We start from the raw sequence: 26441 nt of genomic DNA, 5'->3' as shown, positions 1-26441 counted from the left end.
GGAGATCGTCATCGTGGAGGCAACGTAGGATGTGCAAATGAGTCTGAACTTTACGGGCCTGCGAAGAATCGCCGATGAAGAGCTGCCGTCGAAGGGAACTCGATATTTGGCGCTGGTTGAGGTTAATCTCATAGCTCTGTATCGCCGTTGGGGTCGACCCGATGTCGGGATGGATGATTTGGGCGAGTGGTTGTGCTTCGCCTTCGCGTTGCCCGACGGAGGGAAGTTCGTACTGCAGCGCGAGGCATACAATCCGCCTACGCACGGATTCCTTCTCAGTGCGACCAAGGAACTCTTCTCGGCGGAAGCGGCGGAGTGGATAATTGGAGCGCTTGAGATTCCCGAAGCAGTCGTGGTTGAATTGAGTGACGAAGTGCTCAACTGACCTCGATCTTCCGTGACGGCCCGCCGACAAGCCGGCGGGCCGTCACGATTTATGATGCTGGCGGTGGACTTCCGGAGTGATTGCGATTCATTTTGCTCGGTCTGGAATGCAAGGGGGACCTCGCTACCCCGGTTCGGAATACTCCACACCGATGAAACCCCTCGGCTACCGTGCTCACTCGATGCCGGAACCCGGCAGCAAGGGGCGTGCCACCGCCGACGGTCCGCTCATGGAGCGTAAGGCTGAAGAGATAGATGGTTTGGGAAAGTGCTGGAGGAAGTTGCAGCGACGCGCTATGTCACGCCCCTGCCGGAGGGCGGGTCGCTCCCGGGGGATCGTCGAGGCCGTTGGCCTTGGTACGTACGTCTTCAAGCTGCCTACCACGGTGTGGCGCTGACCTGTCCTGATTCGGTTGTGACCGCCCTTGACCCGCGCTGATAGATCTTTCAGCGTCCTTCGTGATCGTGATGTGTCACGCGGTCCATTCTCTCCACGCGCTCCCCGGGGCCGGCGGTACTCCCCTGACTCCCGTGGCTGGCGGACGGCCTTCAACTCTTCTCGACGTAGTAGGGCGCGTGCGGACCAGGGCTTGGGTGCCGGCCGGTGGTCGGCCTTGACCGAACGAGGGCGCGGACTCCCCGCATCGTCTGCCGGTCGGCGGCGTCGGCGCGATGGGGTACTGCTTCTCGCCGTATTCGGCGGTTGAAGCCGACAAGGTGGTGGGCTGCGGCGGCAAGAAGGTCCAGCGAGGCCATCGGCTCACCTCCGCTCGCGCGGAGAGCGCGGGCCACGCTGGGAACGGAGCGGGACCGGCCGCCGGATCCTGGCCGGAGGTCGATCTGGTGGGGCGTGCCGTCACCGCGTACGCGGCGCCCCCCCCGTGCTCAGGCGAACATGTCGAGGTAGTGCTGCTGGTGGGCCGGGTAGTAGTCGCCGAAGTCGATGGATGCCGGGTCGCCTCCGGCCTCGGCGACGACCAGCCGGTCGAGGTAGTAGTCCCAGCCGGGGCCGACTCCGCCCGCCATCGCCGGGTCGTCGCCGACGGACTGTGTGAAGGTGAGCGTGGTGATTCCCTCGTGCTCGACGAGCGAGAGAGTGATGTGCCAGACGATTTCCTCGCCAGGCACCTGTGAGGTGAGAACAAGGCGTTCGGGAGCCTCGCACTTCTGGATGGTGAAACGTTCGGCCGGGTGCTCGTCGCCCTCGTAGAGCATGCGGAAGTCGACCGAGCCGCTGGACGGGTCGCCGGTCCATTCACCGATCCATCGGGCCAGACGGTCCGACTCGGTGACTGCCGCCCACACATCCTCGATGCCGGCCCGGAAGGTGCGGTCGAAGGCGATGCTGTCCAGGCCGTCGATGGTCGTGCGACGCCCGGTGGGGGTGCTGGTCATGCGGATTCCTCCTGAGGTCTTCCGGTACCGGTGTCGGCACCGGTCCGGCGGTCGTGGACGGTTCTGCGCACCTCCAGATCGAGGGCGTCGAAGGCGCTCTCGGGGATCGGGGCGCGGCGCCCGGCGAGTTCGTCGAGCAGGGCGCGGACCGGGGCGAGGCCCGAGCGGGCGAGCGCGTAGTGGCGCTCGCGGCCGCGGTCCTCGGCAGTCACCAGCCCTGCCTCGGCGAGCAGGCGCAGATGCTTGCTCACCGCGGGGCGGCTGATCGGATGCCGGGCCGCGAGGTCGACCACCCGGGCCGGGCCCGAGGCAAGGGCGCGCAGCAGGTCACGGCGTACGGGGTCGGCCAGCGCGGTGAAGGGGTCCACCCTCTTATTGGTAACCGATTGGTTTCCAATCTGCAAGTGGTCGAACCGGGGGCCGCCGGAGCGCGCGGGGTGCCGTCCCGCGCCCGGCAGTAGGTACGCGGCGGCGCGGGCGTTACGACTCACTGTGCGGGAGGGCGGGCCTGCGCGCTCTCTGGCGGCGCGGCACCGGATCTTTCTCCGCAGGGAAGTCTCCTGGGTGATGGGTGCACTGCGGCCCGGGAGGCAGGTGTGCGGCCGCGCGGTCCTGTTGCCGTCGCGGCGCGCCGCCCATCGGCCTCGAACTGCCTGTCGGGCGGGGCTGCTTCCCTTGGTGGAGTGCTTGCCGGCCATGCGGGGGCAGTCCGATACGCGTCACCGCCCATCTGGGGGCGGTCCTGAAGGCTGCCGCCTTCTTTGGAGGCTGTCCCGTGCAAGGTGGTCGTTCGGGATTCGATGATCAGTCGATGGCCCGGGCACTCCTCGCCGACGATCACCCTCGATTACGATGTTCCCTTCATGCCGGAGGCCGGCAGCAAGGGGCGCGGCGCGTTCGACGGTCTGCCGGGGGGAGAAGGGGAGACCGGCTCATCGGCCGACACTCCCCGGATTCTCCCCAGGGTCATCGACCGGAGGTCTCAGCCGCGATGCCCCACAGAGGCGTTCCGTGAAGTGCAAGGCCGAAAAGATAGGTGGCCTGGGAAAGTGCTGGAAGAAGTCGTAGCGACCCGCTATGTCACACCCCTGCGGGAGGGCGGGTCGCTCCCCGGAATCGTCGAGGCCGACGACCTCGGTACGTACGTCATGAAGTTCACCGGGGCCGGTCAGGGCCGCAAGACGCTTGTTGCGGAGGTCATCTGCGGCGAGCTGGGGCGGCGGCTGGGGCTGCGGGTGCCGGAGCTGGTGACCATCGAGCTCGACCCGGTCATCGGGCTCGCCGAGCCCGACCAGGAGGTGCAGGAGCTGCTGAAGGCGAGCGGCGGGCTGAACCTGGGGATGGACTACCTGCCGGGCTCGCTCGGGTTCGACCCGCTCGCCTACGCGGTGGGTCCGGCCGAGGCGGGGCGGGTCGTCTGGTTCGACGCGCTGATCAACAACGTCGACCGGTCGTGGCGCAACCCCAACCTGCTGGTCTGGCACGGCGACCTCTGGCTCATCGACCACGGCGCCACCATGATCTGGCACCACAACTGGCCGGGCGCGGAGGTCTCGGCGGCGAAGCCGTACAACGCCTCCGACCATGTGCTGGCCCCCTTCGCCCCGGACATCGCCGCGGCGGCCGCCGAGCTCGCCCCGCTGGTCACCGAGGAGCTGCTCACCGACGTGGCCGCCGACGTCCCCGACGTATGGCTGGAGGACGAGCCCGGGTTCTCGTCCGCCGACGCGGTGCGCCGGGCCTATGTGGCTCCGCTGCTCGCCCGGGCCGCCTCCATCCATGAGCGGATCACCCTCGGCGCGCCGACCGCGGACCGGCCCTCCCAGGCCCCCGGCTGGCTCACCGACCGGCTGCCGCCCCGGCCGAAACCGGCCGAAGGCGATTCCGCCGGGACCGCCGCACCTGCCGGCCGGGAGGGCGACCGATGACGCGCCGCGATGTCTTCGAGTACGCGCTCCTGCGGGTCGTCCCCCGGGTCGAGCGCGGGGAGTGCTTCAACGCGGGGGTGATCGTCTACTGCCGGGCCCACTCGTTCGTCGCCGCCCGTACGCATCTGGACGAGGCGAAGCTCAGGGTGCTGGACCCGGACGCCGACGTCGTGGGCGTACGGGCCGCCCTCCGCGCGGTGGAAGGGGTCTGCGGCGGCGGTGAGGGGGCCGGGCAGGCGGCCGGTGACGATCCCGGGCGGCGCTTCCGCTGGCTGATCGCCCCGCGCTCCACGGTGGTCCAGCCCGGGGCCGTGCACAGCGGGCTCACCACCGATCCGGCCGGTGAGGTGGAGCGGCTGCTCGATCTGCTGGTGCGCTGAGTCGCCTGTCCGGTGCTTGGTGCTTGGTGCTTGCTGCTCGATGCCGGGTGGTTGGTGACCGGGTGCCGGGTGTCCGGTGCGGGTGGTTGGCGGTCGGATGCCCGATGCGGGTGACTGGTGGTCGGGTGTCGGGTGCCGGGTGTCTGGTGCGCGTGGTCGGTGGTCGGGTGCTCGGTGCCGCGTACACCGGTCGGTACCACAAGGGGCCACCGGCCGGTGTGACGTGCGGCCCCCTGCGTCGCGTGCCGTTGACACCGGGTGTCAGGGCTTCTAGCGTCTCGTCTGCTGAAGGTACTAAGCGGTTGCTCAGCCATCGGGTCTCCCGGACAGGGAGGCGCTCCGACGTCCGCTGAGCCGCGATTCCAAGGGCGAGGAGAACCAAGCATGTCCACCACCGAGCAGCGCGTCGCCATCGTGACGGGAGCGGCGCGGGGCATCGGCGCCGCCACCGCCGTACGCCTGGCGGCCGAGGGCCGCGCCGTCGCCGTACTCGACCTCGACGAGGCGGCCTGCAAGGACACCGTCGAGAAGATCGCCGCCGCCGGGGGCACCGCGCTCGCCGTCGGCTGCGACGTGTCGGACGGTGCCCAGGTGGAAGCCGCCGTCGCGCGGGTCGCCGCCGAGCTGGGGGCACCGACGATCCTGGTGAACAACGCGGGCGTCCTCCGTGACAACCTGCTGTTCAAGATGAGCGAGTCCGACTGGGACATCGTGATGAACGTCCACCTCAAGGGCGCGTTCCTGATGGCGAAGGCCGTCCAGGCGCACATGGTGGAGGCCAAGTTCGGCCGGATCGTCTCGCTCTCCTCCTCCTCGGCCCTCGGCAACCGCGGCCAGGCCAACTACTCCGCCGTGAAGGCGGGGCTCCAGGGGCTCACCAAGACCCTCGCCAAGGAGCTGGGCAAGTTCGGCGTCACCGCCAACGCCGTCGCCCCCGGTTTCATCGTCACCGAGATGACCGCGCAGACCGCCGCCCGCGTCGGCATGGGCTTCGAGGAGTTCCAGGCGGCCGCCGCCACCCAGATCCCCGTGCAGCGCGTCGGGCGTCCCGAGGACGTCGCCAACGCGATCGCCTTCTTCGCGGGCGACGACGCGGGCTTCGTCTCCGGCCAGGTCATGTACGTGGCCGGCGGACCCCTCAACTGATCCGAAGGGCAGCGGACATCATGACGGTGCAGGACAGCGGAAAGGTCGCCCTCATCACGGGCGCCAGCCGGGGGATCGGCTACGGGGTCGCCGAGGCGCTCGTGGCGCGCGGCGACCGGGTCGCCATCACCGGGCGGGGCGAGGACGCCCTCAAGGAGGCCGTGGAGCGGCTCGGCGCCGACCGGGTCATCGGCATCCCCGGCAAGGCCCACGACGAGGCCCACCAGGCGGCCGCGGTCGAGCGGACCATGGAGGCGTTCGGCCGGGTCGACTACCTGGTGAACAACGCGGGCACCAACCCGGTCTTCGGCCCCATGGCCGAGATGGACCTCAACGTGGCCCGCAAGGTCTACGAGACCAACGTGATCTCGGCGCTCGGCTTCGCCCAGCAGACCTGGAAGGCCTGGCAGAAGGAGAACGGCGGGGCGATCGTCAACATCGCCTCCGTCGCCGGGGTCTCGCCCTCGCCGTTCATCGGCGCGTACGGGATGTCCAAGGCGGCCATGATCAACCTGACGCTCCAACTGGCGCACGAGTTCGCGCCGGTGGTCCGCGTCAACGCGATCGCGCCCGCCGTGGTCAAGACGAAGTTCGCCCAGGCGCTCTACGACGGCCGTGAGGCGGAGGCGGCCGCCGCCTATCCGCTGGGCCGGCTCGGCGTGCCCGAGGACATCGGGGGCGCCGCCGCCTTCCTGACCTCGGCGCAGTCGGACTGGATCACCGGGCAGACGCTGGTGGTCGACGGAGGGATTTTCCTCAACGCCGGTGTGGGCTGAGAGTGGCCTGAACCGGTTTGGCCCGATTGACTCGGGTGCCCCGCCGGACCGACGGATCGCTCCGGCGGGGCGCTGCGGTATGGTCTGCCGACCCATGGCTGATCGAGGAGCGTGCACGTGTTCTACCGGGCCAGTCTGCAGGCTGCTGCAGCCCTAGCTTCCCTTTCTCTGCTGGCCGGCTGCGGTCTTCTTTCCGACAGCGGATCGGAAGAAGATCAGAAGATAGTCGTCGGGACGACCAGCTCCCCCTCGACGCTGGATCCCGCCGCGGCCTGGGACGGCTCCTGGGAGCTGATGCGGAACATCTACCAGACGCTGATGAGCTTCCCGACCGGCAGTACGAGCCCCGAGCCGGACGCGGCCGACACCTGCACGTTCACCGACGCCACGAGCATGGCCTACCGGTGCACGCTCAAGAAGAACCTCAAGTTCTCCAACGGCGAGAAGATCGACGCCCAGGCCGTGAAGTACTCCATCGACCGGGTCGTGGACATCCACTTCAAGGGCGGCCCGGCCGGACTCCTGGGCTCCCTCGACCGGATCGAGACCAAGGGTGACGACACCGTCATCTTCCACCTGAACAAGTCCGACGCCACCTTCCCGTTCATCCTGGCCACGCCCGCCATGTCGCTCGTCGCCCCCGGCGACTACCCCAAGGACAAGATCCGCGACGACGGCAAGGTCACCGGCTCCGGGCCCTACCTCCTGGAGTCCTACGAGGCCGGGGCCGCCGCCGAGCTGACGAAGAACCCCGACTACAAGGGCTTCGCCAACCGGAAGAACAACGCCGTCACCATCAAGTACTTCGACAAGTCCGCCCAGATGGTGGCCGCCCTCAAGGCCAAGGAGATCGACGCCACCTACCGCGGTCTGACCGCCGAGGAGGTCGTCGGACTGGAGGACAAGAAGGAGGGCAACGACGGCCTCCAGATCATCGAGACCACCGGTGCGGACATCCGCTTCCTGGTCTTCAACCCCAAGGACCCGGCCGCCTCCAAGCCCGCCGTCCGCAAGGCCATCGCCCACGTCGTGGACCGTGACGCCCTGGTCGCCAAGGTCTACCGGGGCACCGCAGAGCCCCTCTACTCGATGATCCCCAAGGGCATCTCGGGCCACACCACCAGCTTCTTCGACACCTTCGGCGACCCGAACGTGAAGAAGGCGAAGAAACTCCTCACCGAGGCCGGGATCACCGAGCCGGTGAAGATGACCTTCTGGTACACCACCGACCGCTACGGCTCCTCCACCCAGCCCGAGTTCGAGGAACTGGAGCGGCAGCTGGAGGACTCCGGGCTCTTCGACATCACGCTGGAGAGCGCCCCCTGGAAGACCTTCCAGGAGGGCTTCACCCAGGGCGACTACCCGGTCTTCGGCCGTGGCTGGTTCCCGGACTTCCCGGACCCGGACAACTTCATCGCCCCCTTCGTCGGCGAGGAGAGCGTCACCGGAACCCCGTACCGCAACAAGGAGATCACCCAGCAACTGATCCCCGCAACCCGGCAGGAGAGCGACCGGGGCGCGGTCAGCAGGCAGTTCGAGCGGGCGCAGCAGATCCTCGTCGAGGACGTCCGGCTGCTGCCGCTCTGGCAGGGCAAGCTGTACGTCGCCTCGGGCGAGGACATCGGCGGCGGCGAGCGCGCACTGGACCCGCAGACCGTCATGCAGATGTGGGAGCTGTACCGCAAGGCCAGCTGGTAGTACCGCTCGGCGGTACGCGTACGGGCCCGGGGAGTCGGTCTCCCCGGGCCCGTTGTCAGTGGCGGGCGGTAGGTTCTGGGATCAAGAACTTGTTGCTCACCGGAGGTTGTGGACGTGACCGATATCGACCTGCTGCCCGAGTCCTGGCGCGGCGTCCTCGGCGAAGAACTGCAGAAGCCGTACGTCAAGGAGCTGGCGGACTTCGTCGAGGAGGAGCGGGCCAAGGGACCCGTCTACCCGCCCCGCGAGCAGGTCTTCGCCGCCCTGGACGCCACTCCGTACGAGAAGGTCAAGGTCCTCATCCTCGGTCAGGACCCCTACCACGGCGAGGGCCAGGGACACGGGCTCTGCTTCTCCGTGCGGCCCGGCGTGAAGACGCCGCCCTCCCTGCGCAACATCTACAAGGAGATGCAGCAGGAGCTGGACCTGCCCATCCCCGACAACGGCTATCTGATGCCGTGGGCCGAGCAGGGCGTCCTCCTGCTGAACGCGGTCCTCACCGTGCGTGCGGGCGAGGCCAACTCCCACAAGGGCAAGGGCTGGGAGAAGATCACCGACGCGGTGATCCGGGCCGTCGCCGAGCGCCCCGACCCCGCCGTCTTCGTACTCTGGGGGAACTACGCCCAGAAGAAGCTCCCCCTGATCGACGAGGAGCGCCACGTCGTGGTGAAGGGCGCCCACCCCTCGCCGCTCTCCGCGAAGAAGTTCTTCGGCTCCCAGCCCTTCACCCAGATCAACGAGGCCGTCGCCGCCCAGGGGCACCAGCCGATCGACTGGCGCATCCCGGACCTCGGCTCGGCGGGCTGAGCGGCCGAGCGGGCCGAGCCACGGGGGGCGGTACGGCTCGGCCCTGCTCGACCGGCCCTGCTCGACCGGCCCTGCTCGACCGGGCCGAGCCGATCGCCCGTGTCTGAGCGGGATTGCGGACCACCGGCGTTAGCGTCGAAGGACCGCGACCGGCTGGACGGGCCAGAGGAGACCGCAGTGGTGGAGCAGCAGGAGGCGTCCGAGGACGCCGTCATGACCAGGATCGGCCAGGCGGTCATGCTGCTCCACGCCGGCGACCGCGAGGAGGCCCGCAACCGTTTCGGCCTTCTCTGGGCGGAGCTGGGCACCGACGGCGAGGCCCTGCACCGCTGCACCCTCGCGCACTACCTGGCCGACACCCAGGACGACCCCGGCGACGAGCTGGCCTGGGACCTGCGGGCCCTGACGGCCGCCGAGGCACTGCGGGGCGAGCGGCCGGCCGACCACCGGGACACCCTGGCGGTCCGGGCCTTCACTCCCGCGCTGCACCTCAATCTGGCGGCGGACTATCTGAAGCTCCAGCGCCCCGACGCGGCCCGTATCCACCTCCGCCAGGCCCGCGATGCGGCGGACGCCCTGGAGGAGGGCGGCGGCGGTGCCGGTCATGAGGGGCACGGCGAGGGCGTCCGGGCCGCCATCGAGCAGTTGGAGCTGCGGATCCGGGGCATGTGACCGCCTGCCCCGGACAGGGCGGGCGGCCGTCTCGCGCGCCCGGTACGTCTCTCAGCGGCCGTACGTCTTCTCGCAGATCCGGTTCTCCCGGGAACCCGCGGGCCAGCCCCCGTATCCCCGGCCCAGCGCGCACACGTCGTGCAGACCGCCGCGGGCCCGGGGGAGGGCCGGCAGGACGCCGGACGGGGCGAGGAGGGGCGGAGTGAGTCCCGGGACCCGGTGGGACGGTGTCCGGCGCGGTGGCGGTGCCGCCCGCTCCGGTGACCGGGGCGCCGACGGGGGCCCCGCCCGCCGGGCCTCCGGAGCGGTCCCGGAGGGCGGCGCGGGCCGGGCGGGCCTGCCGGGCGACGGGCTCGGCTCCACGACGGCCTCCAGCGCCTCGCGGCCGGGCGGCTGCACGATCTGCGGGATCACGTCCTGCGCCGGTCCGCCGCTCTCCGCCCGCGGCGGCCGCACGGGCCCCGGCTGCGGATCGACCGACACACACCCGGAGACGGCGGCCACGGCCACCCCGATCAGGAGACTCGTGGTGAATCTGGTTCGCTGCACACGGGCAACTCTGGGGTGCGGGCCGCCGCTCGGGCAGCCCGAGGGCGAGGAATGGCCCGCACGAGTGACCCGGTCAGCACGGCGCCACGCCCTGGGGCCCGCATCGGCACCGGCTCCGGGGGGAGGCGTGCGGCCCGGGCACCGGACGGCAGTGTGCGGGCACGGGCGCAGGGAATGCGCCGCCCTGCGGGGAACGCGCCGCCGCGCAGGGAACGCGCCGGGCCGCAGGGAGCGTGCCCGGCCGCGGGGAACGTTCCGGTCCGCTGGAGGCGTGCCCGGCCGCAGGAAGCGTGCCTGGCAGCGGGGGCGTTCCCGCCCGCTGGAAATGAGCCCGGCCCGGGGGACGCGTGCCCGGCCGCAGGGAGCGCGCCGGCCCCGGGGGACGCGGCCGCCCGCCGGGAACGGTCAGACGCCCGTGGCGCCGTCGACGCGCTCCCGTACGAGGTCCGCGTGGCCGTTGTGCCGGGCGTACTCCTCGATCATGTGCGTGTAGATCCAGCGCAGGTTGAACGGCCTGCCCGCCGAGCCGACGCCCTGGGAGAGGTCGTCCAGCCGGTGGCCGGCCGCCACCTTCCGGGCCGCGGCCATCTCCGCCCGCCAGACGGACTCGGTCCCGGCCCAGGTGTCCGACTCCGTCACGGTGAAGTCCCCGTCCGGCTCCTCCTCCGTGCAGTAGAGGTCCGGCAGCTCCTCGCCCGCCAGGATCTCCCGGAACCAGAAGCGCTCCACCTCGGTCAGGTGCCGTACGAGACCGAGCAGGGTGAACGCGGAGGGCGGGACCGACGCCTCGCGCAGCTGCGCGTCCGTCAGCCCCGCGCACTTCGTGGCGAGCGTCTCGCGGTGGTAGTCCAGCCACCCTTCCAGCATGGGGCGTTCGGCGGCGTCGATGGCGGGCTCGGAGCGTTCCGGGGGAGTCATGCCGGTCATCCTGGGCCACGATCACGATCCTGGCCAGGTATTTCCCTGCCGGACGGCCGATGGGAGCGGGCCGCCGACCGCCCCGTATGCTGCCGGGAAACGCACCTCCGGAAGTCCGGGGCCTCGGGACCTCGGGACCTCGGGAGTTCAGGACTTCGGGACTTCGGAGAACGGCAGGACTTCGGAGACTCCGGTACTTCGGCACGGCGAGAGGGAGACCCCTGTGAAGGTCGGTTGCATCGGGCTCGGCGACATCGCGCAGAAGGCATATCTGCCGGTGCTGACGGCCGTTCCGGGCGTCGAGCTGCACCTCCAGACCCGTACGCCCGCCACGCTCGACGCGGTCGGCGACACCCACCGCATCCCGGCGGGCGCCCGCCACACCACCCTCGACTCGCTGCTCGCCCAGGGGCTGGACGCGGCCTTCGTGCACGCTCCGACCGCCGTGCACCCGGAGATCGTGGAGCGGCTCCTCGACGCCGGGGTCGCCACCTATGTCGACAAGCCGATCGCGTACACGTACGCGGAGTCCGAGCGGCTGGTGAACCTCGCGGAGGAGCGCGGGGTCGGTCTCGCCGTCGGCTTCAACCGCCGCTTCGCGCCCGGCTACGCCCAGTGCGCGGAGCACCCGCGCGAGCTGATCCTCATGCAGAAGAACCGGGTCGGGCTGCCCGAGGACCCCCGGGCCCTGGTGCTCGACGACTTCATCCATGTCGTCGACACCCTGCGCTTCCTGGTCCCCGGGCCCGTCGACCACACCACCGTCCGCGCCCGGATCGTCGACGGTCTGATGCACCACGTCGTGCTCCAGCTCTCCGGCGACGGCTTCACCGCGATCGGGATGATGAACCGGCTGAACGGTTCCACCGAGGAGATCCTGGAGGTCTCCGGCCGGGACACCAAGCGCCAGGTCCTCAACCTGGCCGACATCGTCGACCACAAGGGTCAGCCCAGCGTGCGCCGGCGCGGTGACTGGGTGCCGGTGGCCCGCCAGCGCGGCATCGAGGCGTGCGTCCACTCCTTCCTGGACGCGGTCCGCGGGGGCGAAGTGCTCAGCGCCCGGGACGCCCTGGCCACCCACGAACTGTGTGAGCGGATCGTCAGGGACGCCCTGGAGCAGGCCTCCTCCTGAGCGCCCGCAGCCCCTCGGCCCCGCACAGGGCGGCCAGTACGGCGAGCGCCCCGTACACCGCCCAGTCGCCGAAGCGGCCGTAGAGCGTGGTGCCGCGCGTCAGCGGTACGTCGTACACGGCCGCCGCGCTCGCCTCCGTACCGAGCGGCTCACCGATCCGCTCCCCGCGCGGCCCGTGCACGGCGCTGATGCCGGTGAGCGTCGCGTGCACCATGGGGCGGCCGTTCTCGGCGGCGCGCAGGGCGCCCAGGGAGGCGTGCTGGGCGGGGGCCCAGCTCTCCTGGAAGGTGGAGGTGGCGGACTGGGCGACGAGTACCTGGGCGCCGTCCCGGACCAGCCGCCTGCTCATGTCGGGGAACGCCGACTCGAAGCAGACCAGCGGGCCGATCCGCAGCCCCCGGTCGCCGTCGGGCAGGACCATCACCACCTGCCGGTCGCCGCGCAGCCGGTCCTCACCCGCCGCCCTGCCCACGGAGGTCGCCCAGCCGAGCAGGGCGCGCGCCGGGACGTACTCACCGAACGGCACCAGGCGCATCTTGTCGTACCGGTCCCCGGTCGGGCCGTCCGGCCCCACGAGCACCGCCGACTTGAAGATCCCGCTCCGGCCCGAGCCGTCCTCCTGCCGGGCGTCCACGTTGACCAGCAGGTCGGCCCCGGTCTCCCGGGAGAGCGCCGCGAGCCGCCGGGCGGTCCCCGGGGCCTGCCAGGCGCCCGCCCCGATGCTGCTCTCGCCCCAGACGACGAGGTCCACATCCCGGCCCGCGACCGTACGGGTCAGCTCCTCGCCCCGGGCGAGACGCCGCTCGACGCTGTCCGGGCCCGCGATGACCCCCGGCTGGACGACGGCGATCCTGGCCGTCCCCGTGATCACCGGCTGCGGGGCCCAGACCCCCACCCCGGCCACGGCCAGGGCGCACGCGACCAGCAGGCCCCCGGCCGCCGTCCGGGCGCCGGTCAGCGCGGCCACCAGCAGGACGAGCCCGGTGTTGACCGCCACCACCAGCAGGCTCACCAGCCACACCCCGCCCACCGACGCCACCCGCAGCGCCGGGGCGACCTCCCACTGGCTCGCCCCGAGCAGCCCCCAGGGCCCGCCGAGCCCCTCCCAGGAGCGGACCAGCTCGATCGCCAGCCACCCCGAGGGCACGGCCACCACCGCGGCGGCGGCCCGCCGCACCGAGGGCCTGCCCCCGAGCAGCCGCCGGGCCAGGATGCCCCAGGGGGCCCACAGCAGTCCGAGCAGCGCACCCAGCAGCACGATGAAGACGTGCAGGCTCGGCATCAGCCAGTGGTGCACGGCGATGACGAAGCCGATCCCGCCGATCCAGCCGTCCAGCGCCGCCCGCCGCACGGTCCCCGCCGAGCGGATCAGCAGCAGCCAGGGGACGAGCGCGCCATAGGCCAGCCACCAGAGCGAGGGCGCGGGGAACGTGAGCGCGGGCAGCGCCCCGGCGAGCAGGGCGGCCAGCCAACGGACCCAGCCGGAGGCGGGGAACGACCGGTGGGCGGAGGCGGCGGGGGGAGGCGCGTCTCCGGGGTACCGGTCCGGCGGTGGCCCGCCTGCTGGTGGCCCGTCCGGTGTCGTTCCGTACGGCGGGGGGCCGCTCGGCGGTGGCCCGCCTGCTGATGGCCCGTCCGGTGGTGTCCCGTCCGGTGGCGTCCCGTATGGCGGGGGGCCGATTGGTGGTGGTCCGGCCGTCCCGTGCGATCCGTCCGGTGGTGTTCCGCCCTCCGGGGCACTGCCCGGTGGCGGTCCGCCGGGTGGCGGTCCGCCGGGTGGCGGTCCGCCGGGTGGAGTCCCGTCCTGCGCGGGCCCGCTCCCCGTCCGTCCGCCGGACGCCGGACGCTCTCCGGCCCACCACCTCCGCATGCCGTGCCTCCTCGTCCCGCGCGGGTGAGCAGGCGCGTGACCTGCCGGATCAGCTCTCTGTACCCAGTGTGAGGGAGGTGATCCCCACCGGAGGCGGGACGCGGCCGGGGCTCGCCCGAGGTGTGCGGATCAGGCCGGACCGGGGGTGCGGCGCCACTTCTCGTGGACGGTGACCGTACGGATCCGCCAGCCCGGCTCCGTACGGTCCAGCTCGAAGACGTACCGCCCGCCGAAGACGAAGTCCGGGGCCGTGTCACCGGTCCCCGAGGTCTCGCCCTCCCGGGCCAGGCGCATCGGGTTGAGGTAGTCGGCCCGCACCCGCGCCCGGTCGCCCGGATAGCCGCCCAGGTCCTCCAGCTCGATGCGGCGGTTGACGATCAGGTGCTGGCGGACCGGGAAGAGGCGCATCGTCCCGGTCAGCCACCGCGCGATCTCGCCCGCCGGGCCCTCCGCCCCGCCCGCTCCCGTGTAGTCCGCGCGGCCGTCCGGGGTGAACAGGGCTTCGTACGCGCTCCAGTCGCCGTCGTCCACGGTCACGGCGTACCCGGTGATCACATCATCGATGGCGAGCCGGTCCATCACGGTCGCGAGTGCCACACGCTGTGTCATCGGTCAAGTCTCGGCCAGGCGGACCGTCCCGCCAAGAGGGCTGCACGGGCGTCAAGAGAGCTGTGTGATGGGGGAGTTCACGGCGTGGAACCCTCAGCAGGGTACGACGGCGACCGGCCCCAGCGCATGCGTGAGCGTCGTCTGCGCGACCGGGGAGAGGCCCAGGCCGAGCGACTCCCCGCCCCTGCGGCGGCCGATCACGGTCAGCGCCGCCGTGGCCGAGGCCGTCACCAGGGTGCGCGAGGCGGAGCCGTTGACCGGCTCCCGGACGACCTCCACCTGCGGATACCGCTCCTGCCACCCCGACGTCAGCTCGGCCAGCCCGCGCCGGGCCGAGTCCGCCGCGCTCTCCCGGTCGAAGACCGGCCCGCCGGCGAGCATGGACGAGAACATCGTCCAGCCGTGCACGATCCGCAGCCGTGCCCCGGGGCGGGCGGCCGCGGTGGCGAAGGCGAACTCCAGGACCGCCTCGCTGCTCTCGTCGGCGGCCACCCCCGCCACGATGTCGGAGAAGGTGTCGGCCTCCTCCGGCCGGTCGTCCTCGCCGGGTCCCGCGTCCTGCACGACGACGACCGGGCAACCGGCCATCGACGCGGTGGCCAGGCTGTTGGAGCCGATCAGCAGTGAGCGGAAGCCGCCGAGCCCGCGCGAGCCGACCACGACCATCGACGCGTCGCGGCCGAGCGAGACCAGGGCGGCCGCCGGGAAGTCCAGCGGGGCCAGCGTCGACGGGTTCAGCCCCGGAGCGAGCGCCTCGCTCCGGCGTGCGGCCTCGGCGAGCAGCTCGTCCGCCTCCCGCGCCCGGGTCTCCTCGTCGGCGGTCCGGGTGAGCGGCCTGACGTGGACGATCAGCAGCGGAAGCCGGCGCCGTACGGCCTCGTGGGTGGCCCAGTCGAGCGCCTGCCGGCTGTGCGTGGACCCGTCGACGGCGGCGATCACGGGAAGATCATGGGTGGTCATGGACCCGAGCGTACGACGCCGGGGCGCCGCCGCCGGACCCCATGCCACGGCCGCGACCCGGGGCCCGCGCTCAGGCTCGTAGGGCCGGTCCGTGCCTCGCGCCGCCACCGCCCCCCCGGCCGCCGGAGGTGGCTCCGCCGGACGTCATGCCGCCGGGCCCACCCCCGGGGCCGACCGCCCGTCAGTCGTGGTTGTGCGTCGACGAGGTGTCGTCCGGCGGTACCGTCCGGCCGCCGTCGCTTCCGCTGACCACCACCACGACCAGCGCGACCATGACGCCGACCACCGCCAGCCTGCCCGCGAGCCGCAGGCCCCAGCCGGTCCGGGAGGGGGCGGCTCCGGGCGAGAGGGGCAGCTTCTCGGAGCGGCGGGCCGGGCGCAGCAGCCGGACCAGCAGCAGAGCGGCGATCGGCAGCTGGAGCAGCCAGACGCTGGTGCGGAACCAGCCGTCGTACCAGACGTTCGTCCCGTACAGCAGGGTGTGCCAGACGCTCAGCACGTACACGACGATCACGAAGCGGTGCAGGACCCGCCAGGTCTTCGGGCCGAAGCGGTGGCGCACGTAGAAGAGCAGGCCGAGCGGGATCGCGAGGTACAGGGCCGCCTGGCCGATCGGGATGGCGATCTGCCCGGTCCCCGAGCCGTAGCCGCCGGGGACGAACGTCTCGACGAAGGCCGTGGCCAGCGCGGAGTTCCAGGCCGCCGTGTCGTGCCGGAACAGCTCGGCGCCGAAGAAGAGGGCGTGGGCGAAGATCAGCGCGATGGTGTTGAGGCTCGTGGTGCGGTGCAGCCGTTCGAGGCGCGGGCCGGAGATCCGCAGCCACCGCGGACGGGAGCCGGAGAGCAGGAGCCCGAGGACGACCGTGCCCCAGGCCCAGAGCAGAGCGGACCAGCCGAACGCCTGGCTCAGGAAGTACATCCAGAAGCCGCCCGCGTCGGCCATGAACGGCATCACGGAGACCGTGGAGGAGGTCTTGTTGCGGATCCGTATGTAGAGGAGGACGAAGACCGCCGCCGTCACCAGGAGCGCCACCAGCCCGTCGAGCCAGGAGGCCCGCAGGTCGGACCGGAGGGTGACGCGTCCGCCGGTACGCGGCTTGTCCGTGCCGGGCCGTCGGGCGTCGGGCCGGGTGATCTCGGTCGGTTCGGAGGGGAGTTCGGCGGCCGCCGCCGGCTCGGGTGTGGGGGACTGGTTCGTCATGCGGCCTCTTCGTGGGGGCGTCGGCTGGCGGGGCGGCTGCGTGGGCCCCGGGCCACGAGGCTTGTGCAGGCGTGCTGTTGGAGCAGTCGGTGGGAGCCGGGGGGAAGTTCCCGCGAGTGGTGTGTGACATGAATCACACAGGTTGCGCGTGGGGCAAACGGGGTGAACTCCCGTTGTTTCCGCATCTGCTGGTCTTCTCCACGGGGCGGGTACGGCTGGCACGATGGCCGCCATGGGAGCCGGAACCGCACTCCGCCTCGCCCGCACCGCGCTGTTCGCGGTCGTGTGCGTCGCCGTGTCCGGGCTCGGCCATGCCCTGATGTCCGGCGGTCCCCTGCCGCTCCTGCCGCTGGCGGCCGTCCTTGTACCCGTCGCCGGTGCGGGCTGGTGGCTCGGCCGCCGTGCCCGGGGAGCCCCGGTCACCGTCGCGGCCCATGTCCTGGGCCAGTTGGGGCTGCACGCCTACTTCGCCGTGACGGGGGCCCACGCGTCGGCGGACTCCGCGACGAGCGTGCCGCCGGCCGCCGCGGAGCATGTGCACCACGCGCACGAGATGCCCCACGTCCCCGCTCCGCACCCGGTCCCCGACACCACCTCCGTGCTGACGGAGCTTCTCGGCGCCTTCGCCGACTCGGTGTTCACCGGCCCCATGGCCGCCGCCCACGCCCTCGCCGGGCTGATCTGCGGCTGGTGGCTCTGGCGCGGCGAAGTGGCCCTCGCCCGGCTGGGCCGCAGCCTCGCCCTCTTCGTACGGGCTCCGCTGCGGACGGCCTGGCGTCTCTGGTCGGCGGCCCCGCCCACCACCGGGCGGCCCGTCCGGCCGCGCGCCCGCCGCAGGCCGGGCCGCCGCCCCCAGGGGCTGCTCGCCCCGCACGTCCTCTCCCGGCGCGGTCCGCCGTCTCCCGTCCCCTCCCTGTGATCCCCAGCCGCCCGGCCGGTCCTGTGTGACCCGCCGGGGGCGCTACGGGTGTGCGCTCCCGCGCCCACACCCGTGACAGGCATGCCGTTGCCGCCGGACCGCCCCAGGGCCCGGACGGCCGGCCACGCGGAGCCGGGCGACCACCGCACCACGGCTCCGCCAGGACGCGAAGGACAGCTGTGACCCCAACTGCCACCCCCTCCCTGCCCCCCACCCCCGCACCGGGGCCCTCCGCATCGGGCCTCCCCGCACTGGGCCTGCCCGCACCGGGCCCCTCCGGAACGGGCCCCTCCGGACCGGGCCGCCACGCCCCGCAGCCGACGGTCACCGCGCCCCGGCCCCGGGTGTACGCCGCCCGGCAGAACGACGGGCAGATCACCGACTGGGCCCTGGCCGCCGGCGGCGGTGACCGGGAGGCCGCCGACCGGTTCGTCCGGGCGACCTACGAGGACGTCCGGAGGTTCGTCGCCTACCTCAGCGCCGATGTCCCCGGCGCCGACGACCTCGCCCAGGAGACCTACGTACGGGCCATGAGCGGCCTCGCCCGCTTCGCCGGACGCTCCTGCGCCCGCACCTGGCTCCTCTCCATCGCCCGGCGCGTGGTCATCGACCGGCACCGCACGGCCGCCGTACGTCCCCGGACCGCCGACACCGCCGACTGGCAGGGCGCAGCGGAGCGGGCCCAGCCGCGCGGTCTCCCCGGCTTCGACGAGTCGGTCGCGGTCTTCGACGCCCTGCGCCACCTGGACCCGGCGCGCCGCCAGGCCTTCGTCCTCACCCAGGTGGTGGGGCTCTCCTACGAGGAGGCGGCTGACGCGGCGGGCTGCCCCGTCGGTACGGTCCGTTCCCGGGTGGCGCGCGCCCGCAGGGAACTGGCCGGGCAGTGGCGTACGGAGCCGGGGGAGCGCGGCGCGCCGGGCGGGCCGGGCGGGCCGGTGAGCACCCTCGCCCCTCCCGCGTCCGTCCCGGTCGCCTCCGCCCCCGCCGTGTCCCGCACCCCCGTATCCGTCACAGCCCTGCCGACCGCCGCCCTGCCGACCGCCGTCTAGCCGGCGGTCGTCTCCGCCCGGGGCTCCGACCGGCCCCGGGCGGTACGGCGGCCCACGCTCAGCAGGAGCACCGGGAGCAGCACGCACTGGAGGCCGACAACCGCCCAGAACGCCCGTGCCGACCCCGCCGATTCGGCCGCCGCGTACAGCTGGCCGCCCACCAACCCGCTGGCGAACGCCCCGATGCCCGCCGCCAGTCGCTGCCTGCCGAACACGGTGGCCGGGGGAGCGGAGCTACGGGCCAGCGCCTCCAGGTCGTTCTTGAGGAAGAGCACGATCTCGCCCAGACAGATCAGCACCCCGCCCACCGCGATCCCCGCGTGCCCGCCCCCGGCGATGGCCGCCATGCCCGCCGCCATGGCCCCGAACCCCCACCGCAGCGCCGCCGGATAGCTCAGGGCGGCGACCCGCTCCGCCAGCAGCGGCTGGGCGACGACGAGGAGGGCCGCGTATCCCATCAGGACCGCACCGTAGAACCCGGCCGAGGTCCGGGGGACGGCGTAGAGCGCCAGGTAGTGCTGGAAGAACATGAACGCGTAGACACTCGCCACCGTGACCAGGAACGGCGAGAGCCCGGAACGCCGTTCGCCGGTCGGGGGCGGTGGCGCGTCGGCCGCCGCCGGCCGTACCGCGTCGCGCGGCAGGAAGGCGTGCCCCACCCCGACCACGGCGAACAGCCCGGCCACGCACGTGAACAGGACCCCGGGGGAGCCCATCACCAGCGGGGCCGCCGCCGGAGGACCCAGCGCCATCCCCGCGTTGAACGCCGAACTGCTCGCCGACAGAAGCCTCGGCCGGTCCGGCTCCGGCGAACCGTCCACCAGATAGGCCTTGTTGGCCGGGAGGTAGAGCGCCGCGCCCGCCGACACCAGCAGCAGCGCGCCGACCGCCAGGACGGGACTGGTCAACCCCGGTACGAACGCGGCGAATCCGGCCGTCCGCAAGCCCAGCGCCAGCAGCATCGACCGCCGCAGCCCGATCCGCCCGGCCACCGGCCCCGCGGCCACGCCCCCGGCGAACTGGATCAGTGAGGCCACCGCCAGCACGGTGCCGACCGTCCCCAGCCCGAGGCCGAGCCGCTGGTGGAGCAGGACCGACATGTACGGCAGCACGGCGAAGCTGCCGAGCGTGATGAGGAACGAGCCCGCCAGCAGGAACCCCTGCGGACCGGTGAACCGCCACCGCACCAGCGCCCGTTCACCGCTCACCCGGCTCGCCTCACCGGGTGTCCGCGATCACCGGCCGGACGCGGACCGCCGCACTCCACGCCCGGTGCTGCGCCAGCTCCGCCGTCGGCGCCTGGGCCAGCACCATCCCCGTGCACCCGCGCTGGTCGCCCACGTTCGGCAGGTGCTCGCCCGGTTCGCGTACGGGGAACCACTCCACGGACCCCGGGAAGGCGGCGAGTTCACCGAGGCCGTGCCAGCCCTTCAGGACCCCGGGCCGGTCGGCGTAGACGAGGACGAAGCCGTACGCGGGGCCCCGGCCGCCCTCCAGCGGGGCGTCGAGCAGCGCGGGGCGACGGCCCAGTGCCTCGTCCATCATCGCCGTGTACACATTGGTGCCGAGCGACCGGCAGAGCACCTCGCCCACCAGCGCGCCCCCGATCCGCCGGTTGATCTCCACCAACTCCGGTCCCTCGGCGGTCAGGATGAACTCCACGTGTGCGAACCCCCGCCGGTGACCGGCGACTTCGAGCACGCGCCCCACCCACGCCTCGATCGCGGCCCGCTCCCCGTCCGGCAGCGCCACCGGGAAGGCCGCGACCTCCTCCCGTACCACCGCCGTCCGGGACGTCTGGCGGCTCAGCACTCCGAGCAGCCGGGTGGTTCCCTCCCAGCTCAGGGTCTCCGCGCTGTACAGCGGACCGGCGAGGAACGTCTCCGCGAACAGCTCGCCCTTCAAGGGCTGTTGAGCCGCCTCCGCCACCGCCCGGTGCAGCGCCTCCTCGTCGTGTGCGATCCAGACCGAGCGTGACGAGGTGCCCGAGGAGTCCTTGAGGACGGCGGGCAGACCGACCGTCCGCAGGACCTCCTCCGCGCCCTCCGGCCCGGCCGGAACGGCCACGGCCGTGGACCGGCTCAACCCCTGTGCGTGCAGCGCCTCCCGGACCCGGCGCTTGTCGCGCAGCAGCCGGACCGCTGCCGGATCCGGTCCGGGGAGCCCCAGTTCGGCGGAGAGCTCGGCGGCCGGGACGCTCCAGGTGTCGGTGGTGTTGATGAGCCCGGCGAGCGCGGGCAGCGCGGCCAGCGCCCGGCGGACCGCCGCCGGGTCGTCGGTGTCGACGTCCACCACGTCCAGGGCGTCGGGCGGCAGGGTGGCCAGCTCGTGCCGGTACACCGAGCGGTCCCCGGTCAGCAGGCAGAGCCGGTGACCGGACTCCTCGGCGGCCTCGGCCATCCGGCCGAGCCCGAACGACAGGGACTCCAGGGCGGCGATCGTCACGGTTGCATCTCCACGGTCGGTACGGGGGCGGGGGCACCGCCCTGTTCGGGCAGGCGGGCGGCCTCGGGCGCGGCGCGCCGCCCCCACTCCATCACCGACCACGGCGGCCGCAGCGCCTCCAGGGAGGTGATCGGCCGGGGCCGCAGTCCGGCCGGGTCCAGGGCCTCGGTGTGACGGGCGAACACCCGCTCGGCGTAACGGTGTCCGGTGTCGGCGCCCAGCACCAGATGCAGCCGGCCGGGATCGCGCTTCGCCTCCCAGGAGGCCGCCAGATGCGCCGCTCCGGTGGAGAGCCCGGCGAACACCGCGTGCCGGCGCAGCAGTCCGACCGCACCGGCCATCGCGTGGCGGAAGTCCAGCCAGTGCACGGTGTCGTACAGCTCGTGGTGGACGTTGCCGAACGGGATCGAGCTGCCGATGCCCGCGATGATCGCCTCCGGGTCGCTGAACTGCTCGCTGCCGAAGGTGACGCTGCCGAACGGCTGGATCCCCACCAGCCGGACCACCCGCCCCGACTCCCGCAGCGCCCGGGCCAGTCCACCGGTCGACGCCCCCGTGCCGACCGCCCCCACCACGGTCAGCGGGCCCTCGGGCAGCGAGGCGGTCAGCAGGTCGGCGAACTCCCGGTACCCCTCGTGGTGCACCGCGTCGTGGTACTGCCGCATCCAGTGGAAGTCCGGCCGTTCCGCGAGGAGTCGGCGGACGTGCCGGACGCGCAGCTCCTGGTCCAGGCGGAGGCTCTGGGACGGCGGCATCCGGTCGACGGTCGCGCCCAGCACCTCCAACTGGGCGAGCATCGTGGCGTCGACGGTGGTGGACGCCACGATGTGGCAGCGCAGCCCGTAGCGGTGGCACGCCATGGCCAGCGCCACCGCGTAGATGCCGCTGGAGCTGTCGACCAGGGTCTGACCGGGCACCACCCGGCCCCGGCGCAGCAGCGCACGGACCGCGCCGAGCGCCGCGTACACCTTCATCGTCTCGAACCGCGCGAGCACCAGGTCACCGTCGAGCCGGATCAGGTCCGGGCTCTTCACGGCGTCGGTGATGTGCTCGTGCACGGTCGCGGCGGCGGCCGACTGCCGCGCCCCGGACCTCACTTGCGCCGCCCGCGGACGATGAGCCGGTCGGAGTGCTGGTCGTAGCCCGAGCCGTCGAAGCCGCCGAAGCACTCCACGTCGGTGAGGCCCGCCTCCTCGAAGAGGGCGTGCAGTTCGGCGGCCGAGTACAGCCAGGAGTGGATGGAGGCGGTACGGGCCGTGTCCCCGCGCACCAGCGTCCAGTCGGTGCGCAGCCGCCGCCAGCTGTCGAGGACGGTGTCGCGCTGGACGACGTACGAACCGTCCGGCAGGTCCACGGCCTTGGGCCGGCCGATCCAGCCCGCCAGCACCTCCTTGCCCATCACGTCCACGACGAGCTGCCCGCCCGGCGCGAGGCTCGCGCAGGCGTTGCGGAGCACCTGGAGGTTGTCCTCGGCGGCCTCGAAGTAGCCGAACGAGGTGAAGACGTTCAGGATCACGTCGAAGGCGCCGGGCTCGGTGTACGTGAGCATGTCGGCCCGCTCCAGCCGGACCTCGGCGCCCGCCGCCTCGCACGCGGCGCGGGCCCGCTCCAGCATCGTCGGCGAGAGGTCGACGCCCGTCACCGTGTATCCGCGCGCCGCCAGCGGCACCACGAACAGCCCCGGTCCGCAGGCCAGGTCCAGGACCCGTGAGCCCGGTGGGAAGTCCAGCAGGGGCGAGGAGGCGACGAGGGCGGCGGCGGACCGTTCCCGGGCGGGCGGGAACATGGTCGGGGCGAAATCGGACCAGAGCGCGTCGTCCTCGTACCAGTGCATGCTTCTCGGTCTCCTCCCGGCCCGCGTGGGGCCGCCGGGCTGTGCCGTGTCGATGTCGGTCGCCGGGGCTCTTCTCCAGGTAGTCGGGGGCCGGTGCCGGGAAGTTCCCGGCACCGGTGTTGACCTACGATCACCGGCGGGCGGCCGGACAGCCGACGGCCGGAAATGACCGGACGGTCCGGTGGGACCGGAGAGGGCGAGGAGGACCATGACCTGGAGCGAAGTGCCGGTGGACATCGAACCGGCGGCGGGCGCCGTCCTGCTGAGCGGCATTCCCGGCAGCGGCAAGTCCACGGTGGCCGCCGCGCTGGCGGCCCGGTTCGCCGCCTCGGCGCACATCGAGGTCGACGCCCTCCAGGAGCTGATCGTCCGGGGCGGGCGGTGGCCCACCCCGGAGCGGGACGCGGAGGCGGACCGGCAGATCTTCCTGCGGGCCCGCAACGCCTGCCTGCTGGCCGGCAGCTTCGTCGGCGCGGGGTTCCTGCCGGTCCTCGACGACGTGGTCGTCCGCCGGGCCCACCTCGCCTACTACCGGCGGCAGATCGCCGTGGGGCCGCTGCACTTCGTGGTGCTGGCCCCGGGCGCGGCGACGGCGGGGCAGCGCAACCTCGCCCGGGACAAGACCCTGACGACGGACTGGTCGTTCCTGGACACGGCGATGCGGACCGAGCTGACCGGCCAGGGCGTCTGGATCGACAACGCCGAGCTGACGGTGGCGGAGACGGTCGACGCGGTCCTGGCGGCGACGGGGCTGGCGGCGACGGGCTGACAGCGACGGGCTGACGACTGACTGACGGCGGCCTGCTGAGAAGGAATCGCTGAGAACGGCTCGCCGGGAGCGGCTCCCGGGAGCGGCTCACGGAGAACGTGGCGCCGAAGACGTCTCACCGGGAGCGGGTCACAGGGAGCGGTCTGCTGAGAACCGTCCGCCGGACCGGCGTTGTCAGACCCTCGCTCTACGGTGGTGACATCTATCCGCGCTGCTGGCTGCTGCGCTGCTGGATCGGCCCTGCCCGGCTGTCCGCCGGGCAGGGCCGCACAACCGAAGGGTCAGCCCGCGGACTCACCCGCGTGCGGGCTCAGGACACCGGCCGAGACGAGGATGAAGATGAGAATGCCGAGCGCCACCCGGTAGATCACGAAGGGCATGAAGCTCTTGGTCGTGATGAACTTCATGAACCAGGCGATGACGGCGTAGCCGACGGCGAAGGCGACCAGCGTCGCGAAGATCGTCGGCCCCCAGGAGACATGGCCCTCGCCCACGTCCTTGAGCTCGTACACGCCCGAGGCGAGCACCGCGGGGATCGCCAGGAGGAACGAGTAGCGGGCGGCCGACTCGCGGGTGTAGCCCATCAGCAGACCGCCGCTGATGGTCGCGCCCGAGCGGGAGACGCCGGGGATCAGCGCCATCGCCTGGCAGCAGCCGTAGATGAGACCGTCCCGGATGCCCAGGTCCTTGAGCGTCTTGCGCTCCTTCACCGCGCGGTGCTTGCCGCCCGCCTCGTCGCGCGCGGCGAGCCGGTCCGCGATGCCGAGGACGATGCCCATGACGATCAGCGTCGTCGCGATCAGCCGCAGGTCCCGGAACGGGCCCTCGATCTGGTCCTTGAGCGTGATGCCGAGCACCCCGATGGGGATCGAGCCCACGATGACCAGCCACCCCATCTGGGCGTCGTGGTCGCTCCGCATCGTCCTGTCCGTCAGCGAGCGGAACCAGGCCGACAGGATCCGCGCGATGTCCTTGCGGAAGTAGATCAGCACCGCGGCCTCCGTGCCGATCTGGCTGATGGCGGTGAAGGCGGCCCCCGGGTCCTGCCAGCCGGCGAACGCGGCGGTCAGCCGCAGATGGGCGCTGGAGGAGATCGGCAGGAACTCGGTCAGTCCCTGAACGAGTCCCAGGACGAATGATTCGAACCAGCTCATGGGGCTTTGGCCATCCCGAGGGTGATCGTGCATCGGCCGAGGACACGGGGCCCGTCGGCTGCGTGCGGAGTGCGGTCAAGGAAGAGAGAGGGGAGAAGAACGGAGAAACGGAGGAGCGGAGGAAGGAGGGCGGGGATCGACGAGGAGAAGATCGCGGGCAGCGTATCGCCCGAAAGTGAACGTAAGGGTGACCGCGAGGGTCATCCACGTGCCGTCGCGCGCTCAGTTGTCCGGCGTGTCCCGGCCGAGCCGGTGGCGCTTGCGCCAGGCGACCAGCGCGCCGCCGATACCGGACACCATGATGAATCCCGTCGCCGCCAGGAAGAGGGGGGAGGTCGGCGAGGCCGCCTGGCTGCCCGCTATGACGTACGCCGCCGTGTTGGGGATGGAGCCGATCCCGGTGGCCAGGAGGAAGGGCGGATAGCCCATCCGCGAGGTCGCCGCGCAGTAGTTGGCGGCGGCGAACGGGATGCCGGGGAAGAGCCGGAGCGCCAGCACCGAGCGGAAACCGTGCCGGCTCAGCACCCCGTCGGCGGCCGTCAGCACCTTGCCGCGCACCAGCGTGCGCAGCGCGTCCTGGCCCAGGACCCGGCCCAGCATGAACGACACGCCCGCGCCGAGGACCGTGCCCGCCAGGGCCGCCGCCAGCCCCGTCTGCGTACCGAAGAGGGCCCCCGCCGCCAGGTTGAGGAGCGGGCGCGGCACGAACGCCACGGTGAGCGCCCCGTAGGCGAGCCCGAAGAGCATCGCCGCGCCGCCGCCCGTGAGCTGCTCCGGCCAGCCCGACGCCAGCAGCCGCTGTGGTTCGAACAGCAGCATCGTCGACGCGGCGGCCAGCAGTACCGCGACCAGCAGCGAGAACCGGGACCAGGGGGAGAGCAGCGCCTTGGAGCGGCGCAGCGCCGTGGCGCCGGCGGGCGGGGCGGTGGGGACGGGGTCGAACATTCGGGGAGACTAACCGAAAACGGCGTGTGATCGCCGTAATGTGCGTCGCGTGGACCCCGCAGCAGCCTCCGTCCCCGCCGTACCGGACGGCCCGCCTCCCGGCGCCGGGCCGGGCACCCCCGCCGTACCGGACAGTCCGCCACCTGATGCCGTACCGCGTGCCCCCGCCGTACCGGACAGTCCGCTCGCCGACACCGTTCTCGCGCGGCTGACCGAGGTGTACGCCCCGGCCGCCGACCCCGAACGGGCCGAGGGCGCCGCCGCGTACATGAAGCACATCGCCCCGTTCCTCGGGATCCCCACGCCCGAGCGCCGGGCTCTGGCGAGGACCGTACTGGCGGGCACCGGCCGGCCGGACGAACGGGACTGCACCGCTATCGCGCTGCGCTGCTGGCAGCTGCCCGAGCGCGAGTACCAGTACTTCGCCGTCGACTACCTCCGCCGGTACGTCTCCTCCTGCTCCTCCGGCTTTCTGCCGGTCCTGCGCCACCTCGTCACCACCACCCCCTGGTGGGACACGATCGACACGCTGGCCGCGCATGTCGCGGGGCCGCTCGTCACCGCCGATCCGGCGCTCGCCCGCGCCATGGACCGGTGGATCGACGACGACAACCTGTGGGTCGCCCGTACCGCCCTGCTCCACCAGCTGCGCTACAAGGAGGCCACCGACACCGACCGCCTCTTCGGCTACTGCCTGCGCCGCGCGGACCATCCGGACTTCTTCATCCGCAAGGCGATCGGCTGGGCGCTGCGGGAGTACGCCAAGACCGACCCCTCCGCCGTACGCGACTTCGTCGAGGGCGCCCGGACCCGTCTCTCCCCGCTCTCCGTGCGCGAGGCGCTGAAGAACCTCTGAGCCCGAACCCCCGGGCCCGAACCTCCGAGCCCACGGAGCGGGGCC

The 26441-nt window shown here is 72.5% G+C and carries 27 protein-coding genes and 1 pseudogene; 14 read left to right on the top strand and 14 right to left on the bottom strand.

Annotation, left to right across the window (positions count from 1 at the left end; translation table 11 throughout):
• Positions 1 to 37 precede the first annotated feature (37 nt).
• Positions 38 to 385: a hypothetical protein gene (locus tag ACQ9ZG_RS03515; RefSeq protein WP_258312249.1), complete on the top strand. Its 348-nt coding sequence runs from the start codon at positions 38 to 40 to the stop codon at positions 383 to 385.
• A gap of 267 nt (positions 386 to 652) precedes the next feature.
• A pseudogene (locus tag ACQ9ZG_RS03510) lies at positions 653 to 758 on the top strand (HipA family kinase); the annotation flags it as partial.
• A 511-nt stretch (positions 759 to 1269) separates the two neighbouring features.
• Here ACQ9ZG_RS03510 and ACQ9ZG_RS03505 read toward each other — a convergent pair.
• Positions 1270 to 1779 (bottom strand): SRPBCC family protein, encoded by a 510-nt coding sequence (locus ACQ9ZG_RS03505; protein WP_109916304.1) that lies wholly within the window; start codon positions 1777 to 1779, stop codon positions 1270 to 1272.
• A complete protein-coding gene (locus tag ACQ9ZG_RS03500; protein WP_109916305.1) occupies positions 1776 to 2147 on the bottom strand; it encodes an ArsR/SmtB family transcription factor in 372 nt (123 codons plus the stop codon). The genes ACQ9ZG_RS03505 and ACQ9ZG_RS03500 overlap by 4 nt, the downstream gene beginning before the upstream one ends.
• A 681-nt stretch (positions 2148 to 2828) precedes the next feature.
• On the opposite strand from ACQ9ZG_RS03500, the gene ACQ9ZG_RS03495 reads away from it, so the two are divergent.
• The 7 genes from ACQ9ZG_RS03495 to ACQ9ZG_RS03465 all read left to right on the top strand — a co-directional run bounded on the left by ACQ9ZG_RS03495 (position 2829) and on the right by ACQ9ZG_RS03465 (position 9186).
• Positions 2829 to 3707, top strand: coding sequence for a HipA family kinase (locus tag ACQ9ZG_RS03495; RefSeq protein ID WP_181398293.1), 879 nt, complete (start codon positions 2829 to 2831; stop codon positions 3705 to 3707).
• Positions 3704 to 4087, top strand: coding sequence for a DUF3037 domain-containing protein (locus tag ACQ9ZG_RS03490; protein ID WP_028418984.1), 384 nt, complete (start codon positions 3704 to 3706; stop codon positions 4085 to 4087). Before ACQ9ZG_RS03495 ends, ACQ9ZG_RS03490 begins: the two co-directional genes overlap by 4 nt.
• A 384-nt stretch (positions 4088 to 4471) precedes the next feature.
• Positions 4472 to 5233: a 3-oxoacyl-ACP reductase FabG gene (gene fabG / locus ACQ9ZG_RS03485; protein WP_109916306.1), complete on the top strand. Its 762-nt coding sequence runs from the start codon at positions 4472 to 4474 to the stop codon at positions 5231 to 5233.
• Positions 5234 to 5253: 20 nt separating this feature from the next.
• Positions 5254 to 6009 carry an SDR family oxidoreductase gene (locus ACQ9ZG_RS03480; RefSeq protein WP_018492637.1) on the top strand — a complete coding sequence of 252 codons (756 nt, stop codon included), beginning with the start codon at positions 5254 to 5256 and terminating at the stop codon, positions 6007 to 6009.
• 294 nt (positions 6010 to 6303) lie between these two features.
• On the top strand, positions 6304 to 7707 hold the full coding sequence (locus ACQ9ZG_RS03475) for an ABC transporter substrate-binding protein (RefSeq protein WP_258312250.1): 1404 nt from the start codon (positions 6304 to 6306) through the stop codon (positions 7705 to 7707).
• A 114-nt stretch (positions 7708 to 7821) separates the two neighbouring features.
• Entirely contained in the window at positions 7822 to 8514 is a 693-nt protein-coding gene (locus tag ACQ9ZG_RS03470) for a uracil-DNA glycosylase (protein ID WP_028418981.1), read from the top strand.
• Between the two features lie 177 nt (positions 8515 to 8691).
• Positions 8692 to 9186 carry a hypothetical protein gene (locus ACQ9ZG_RS03465; protein WP_109916308.1) on the top strand — a complete coding sequence of 165 codons (495 nt, stop codon included), beginning with the start codon at positions 8692 to 8694 and terminating at the stop codon, positions 9184 to 9186.
• 51 nt (positions 9187 to 9237) lie between these two features.
• On the opposite strand, the gene ACQ9ZG_RS03460 is transcribed toward ACQ9ZG_RS03465, so the two are convergent.
• Together ACQ9ZG_RS03460 and ACQ9ZG_RS03455 are read right to left on the bottom strand one after the other, a co-directional pair.
• The gene (locus ACQ9ZG_RS03460; protein WP_499279882.1) at positions 9238 to 9735 is read right to left on the bottom strand and encodes a hypothetical protein; all 498 of its coding nucleotides are present in this window, start codon (positions 9733 to 9735) and stop codon (positions 9238 to 9240) included.
• 405 nt (positions 9736 to 10140) lie between these two features.
• Positions 10141 to 10662 (bottom strand): DinB family protein, encoded by a 522-nt coding sequence (locus ACQ9ZG_RS03455; RefSeq protein ID WP_375138304.1) that lies wholly within the window; start codon positions 10660 to 10662, stop codon positions 10141 to 10143.
• A gap of 214 nt (positions 10663 to 10876) precedes the next feature.
• Between ACQ9ZG_RS03455 and ACQ9ZG_RS03450 the strand changes: the two genes are divergently transcribed.
• On the top strand, positions 10877 to 11785 hold the full coding sequence (locus ACQ9ZG_RS03450) for a Gfo/Idh/MocA family protein (RefSeq protein WP_109915352.1): 909 nt from the start codon (positions 10877 to 10879) through the stop codon (positions 11783 to 11785).
• Here ACQ9ZG_RS03450 and lnt read toward each other — a convergent pair.
• The 4 genes from lnt to ACQ9ZG_RS03430 all read right to left on the bottom strand — a co-directional run bounded on the left by lnt (position 11754) and on the right by ACQ9ZG_RS03430 (position 16425).
• Positions 11754 to 13253 (bottom strand): apolipoprotein N-acyltransferase, encoded by a 1500-nt coding sequence (lnt, locus tag ACQ9ZG_RS03445; RefSeq protein ID WP_499281570.1) that lies wholly within the window; start codon positions 13251 to 13253, stop codon positions 11754 to 11756. The genes ACQ9ZG_RS03450 and lnt overlap by 32 nt on opposite strands.
• 531 nt (positions 13254 to 13784) lie before the next feature.
• Entirely contained in the window at positions 13785 to 14264 is a 480-nt protein-coding gene (locus ACQ9ZG_RS03440) for a nuclear transport factor 2 family protein (RefSeq protein WP_109917617.1), read from the bottom strand.
• A gap of 93 nt (positions 14265 to 14357) precedes the next feature.
• Positions 14358 to 15224, bottom strand: coding sequence for a universal stress protein (locus tag ACQ9ZG_RS03435; protein ID WP_109917616.1), 867 nt, complete (start codon positions 15222 to 15224; stop codon positions 14358 to 14360).
• A gap of 181 nt (positions 15225 to 15405) precedes the next feature.
• Entirely contained in the window at positions 15406 to 16425 is a 1020-nt protein-coding gene (locus ACQ9ZG_RS03430) for a ferric reductase-like transmembrane domain-containing protein (RefSeq protein WP_109914274.1), read from the bottom strand.
• 232 nt (positions 16426 to 16657) lie between these two features.
• Here ACQ9ZG_RS03430 and ACQ9ZG_RS03425 point away from each other — a divergent pair, with 232 nt between their 5' ends.
• Entirely contained in the window at positions 16658 to 17344 is a 687-nt protein-coding gene (locus ACQ9ZG_RS03425; RefSeq protein ID WP_499279879.1) for a hypothetical protein, read from the top strand.
• Positions 17345 to 17688: 344 nt separating this feature from the next.
• A complete protein-coding gene (locus tag ACQ9ZG_RS03420) occupies positions 17689 to 18393 on the top strand; it encodes a sigma-70 family RNA polymerase sigma factor (protein ID WP_499281569.1) in 705 nt (234 codons plus the stop codon).
• On the opposite strand, the gene ACQ9ZG_RS03415 is transcribed toward ACQ9ZG_RS03420, so the two are convergent.
• The 4 genes from ACQ9ZG_RS03415 to ACQ9ZG_RS03400 are packed head-to-tail and all read right to left on the bottom strand — an operon-like array spanning position 18390 to position 22672.
• Positions 18390 to 19601, bottom strand: a complete 1212-nt coding sequence (locus ACQ9ZG_RS03415) for an MFS transporter (protein ID WP_109917395.1) — start codon at positions 19599 to 19601, stop codon at positions 18390 to 18392. The genes ACQ9ZG_RS03420 and ACQ9ZG_RS03415 overlap by 4 nt on opposite strands.
• A gap of 10 nt (positions 19602 to 19611) precedes the next feature.
• Positions 19612 to 20838 (bottom strand): ATP-grasp domain-containing protein, encoded by a 1227-nt coding sequence (locus ACQ9ZG_RS03410; protein WP_109917394.1) that lies wholly within the window; start codon positions 20836 to 20838, stop codon positions 19612 to 19614.
• Positions 20835 to 21935, bottom strand: coding sequence for a pyridoxal-phosphate dependent enzyme (locus ACQ9ZG_RS03405; RefSeq protein ID WP_109917393.1), 1101 nt, complete (start codon positions 21933 to 21935; stop codon positions 20835 to 20837). The genes ACQ9ZG_RS03410 and ACQ9ZG_RS03405 overlap by 4 nt, the downstream gene beginning before the upstream one ends.
• Positions 21932 to 22672, bottom strand: coding sequence for a class I SAM-dependent methyltransferase (locus tag ACQ9ZG_RS03400; protein ID WP_109917392.1), 741 nt, complete (start codon positions 22670 to 22672; stop codon positions 21932 to 21934). Before ACQ9ZG_RS03400 ends, ACQ9ZG_RS03405 begins: the two co-directional genes overlap by 4 nt.
• A gap of 208 nt (positions 22673 to 22880) precedes the next feature.
• Here ACQ9ZG_RS03400 and ACQ9ZG_RS03395 point away from each other — a divergent pair, with 208 nt between their 5' ends.
• A complete protein-coding gene (locus ACQ9ZG_RS03395; RefSeq protein WP_109917391.1) occupies positions 22881 to 23441 on the top strand; it encodes an AAA family ATPase in 561 nt (186 codons plus the stop codon).
• Positions 23442 to 23722: 281 nt separating this feature from the next.
• On the opposite strand, the gene ACQ9ZG_RS03390 is transcribed toward ACQ9ZG_RS03395, so the two are convergent.
• On the bottom strand, positions 23723 to 24595 hold the full coding sequence (locus ACQ9ZG_RS03390; protein WP_028418967.1) for an undecaprenyl-diphosphate phosphatase: 873 nt from the start codon (positions 24593 to 24595) through the stop codon (positions 23723 to 23725).
• 222 nt (positions 24596 to 24817) lie between these two features.
• A complete protein-coding gene (locus ACQ9ZG_RS03385; RefSeq protein ID WP_109917390.1) occupies positions 24818 to 25540 on the bottom strand; it encodes a TVP38/TMEM64 family protein in 723 nt (240 codons plus the stop codon).
• A gap of 208 nt (positions 25541 to 25748) precedes the next feature.
• Between ACQ9ZG_RS03385 and ACQ9ZG_RS03380 the strand changes: the two genes are divergently transcribed.
• Positions 25749 to 26396, top strand: coding sequence for a DNA alkylation repair protein (locus ACQ9ZG_RS03380; protein ID WP_258312441.1), 648 nt, complete (start codon positions 25749 to 25751; stop codon positions 26394 to 26396).
• Positions 26397 to 26441: the final 45 nt, after the last annotated feature.

It is taken from the genome of Streptomyces araujoniae, from assembly GCF_050871195.1.
GTDB classification, from domain to species: Bacteria; Actinomycetota; Actinomycetes; order Streptomycetales; family Streptomycetaceae; genus Streptomyces; species Streptomyces bacillaris.
The sequence above is the reverse complement of the archived record's forward strand: the minus strand, read 5'-3'. Positions and strand labels throughout refer to the sequence as shown.

Bases quoted from the DNA above. Each gene is read 5' to 3' on its own strand.
- ACQ9ZG_RS03515 (WP_258312249.1), top strand. From the start codon at position 38: ATGAGTCTGAACTTTACGGGCCTGCGAAGAATCGCCGATGAAGAGCTG.
- ACQ9ZG_RS03505 (WP_109916304.1), bottom strand. From the start codon at position 1,779: ATGACCAGCACCCCCACCGGGCGTCGCACGACCATCGACGGCCTGGAC.
- ACQ9ZG_RS03490 (WP_028418984.1), top strand. From the start codon at position 3,704: ATGACGCGCCGCGATGTCTTCGAGTACGCGCTCCTGCGGGTCGTCCCC.
- fabG (WP_109916306.1), top strand. From the start codon at position 4,472: ATGTCCACCACCGAGCAGCGCGTCGCCATCGTGACGGGAGCGGCGCGG.
- ACQ9ZG_RS03480 (WP_018492637.1), top strand. From the start codon at position 5,254: ATGACGGTGCAGGACAGCGGAAAGGTCGCCCTCATCACGGGCGCCAGC.
- ACQ9ZG_RS03475 (WP_258312250.1), top strand. From the start codon at position 6,304: ATGCGGAACATCTACCAGACGCTGATGAGCTTCCCGACCGGCAGTACG.
- ACQ9ZG_RS03455 (WP_375138304.1), bottom strand. From the start codon at position 10,662: ATGACCGGCATGACTCCCCCGGAACGCTCCGAGCCCGCCATCGACGCC.
- ACQ9ZG_RS03440 (WP_109917617.1), bottom strand. From the start codon at position 14,264: ATGACACAGCGTGTGGCACTCGCGACCGTGATGGACCGGCTCGCCATC.
- ACQ9ZG_RS03435 (WP_109917616.1), bottom strand. From the start codon at position 15,224: ATGACCACCCATGATCTTCCCGTGATCGCCGCCGTCGACGGGTCCACG.
- ACQ9ZG_RS03430 (WP_109914274.1), bottom strand. From the start codon at position 16,425: ATGACGAACCAGTCCCCCACACCCGAGCCGGCGGCGGCCGCCGAACTC.
- ACQ9ZG_RS03425 (WP_499279879.1), top strand. From the start codon at position 16,658: ATGGGAGCCGGAACCGCACTCCGCCTCGCCCGCACCGCGCTGTTCGCG.
- ACQ9ZG_RS03400 (WP_109917392.1), bottom strand. From the start codon at position 22,672: ATGCACTGGTACGAGGACGACGCGCTCTGGTCCGATTTCGCCCCGACC.
- ACQ9ZG_RS03395 (WP_109917391.1), top strand. From the start codon at position 22,881: ATGACCTGGAGCGAAGTGCCGGTGGACATCGAACCGGCGGCGGGCGCC.
- ACQ9ZG_RS03390 (WP_028418967.1), bottom strand. From the start codon at position 24,595: ATGAGCTGGTTCGAATCATTCGTCCTGGGACTCGTTCAGGGACTGACC.
- ACQ9ZG_RS03385 (WP_109917390.1), bottom strand. From the start codon at position 25,540: ATGTTCGACCCCGTCCCCACCGCCCCGCCCGCCGGCGCCACGGCGCTG.